The 327-nt window shown below is 32.7% G+C and carries 1 protein-coding gene; it reads left to right on the top strand.

The window, feature by feature from the left end:
- Positions 1–105 precede the first annotated feature (105 nt).
- Entirely contained in the window at positions 106–318 is a 213-nt protein-coding gene (locus tag CWB77_RS18300) for a hypothetical protein (RefSeq protein WP_249931458.1), read from the top strand.
- Positions 319–327 lie beyond the last annotated feature (9 nt).

A 327-nucleotide genomic window follows, 5' to 3' on the forward strand; every position in this document is an offset into this window, starting at 1 on the left:
ACTTTTTGATAGCGGCTAGTGTGGGGCAGTGCTTTTACTTCCAAAATTAACCCAATGCACGATTATAAATTATTCAGTAAATGACAATTAGATTGAGGACAATTTATGAGCATCAGTTACCCATTAATTATAATTTATAATAATGAGAGTGAGCTATTAGAGCATGCCGATGAGTTACATGATTTTATTTATAGTATGGACGTGAATGAGCAGAAAAACGTGTTTATTGTATATAAGTTAAGTTTCTATCAAGGTTTATATGGCTATGGGCATAATGCACTCAGTTCATTACACTTAGCGCAATTGGTAAAGGAATAGTTAGCAAAA

Origin of the sequence: Pseudoalteromonas sp. S1610 (assembly GCF_005887465.1) — a bacterium.
GTDB classification, from domain to species: domain Bacteria; phylum Pseudomonadota; class Gammaproteobacteria; order Enterobacterales; family Alteromonadaceae; genus Pseudoalteromonas; species Pseudoalteromonas undina.

Excerpts from the sequence above, each read along its gene's own strand:
- CWB77_RS18300 (WP_249931458.1), top strand. The coding sequence starts at position 106 with ATGAGCATCAGTTACCCATTAATTATAATTTATAATAATGAGAGTGAG.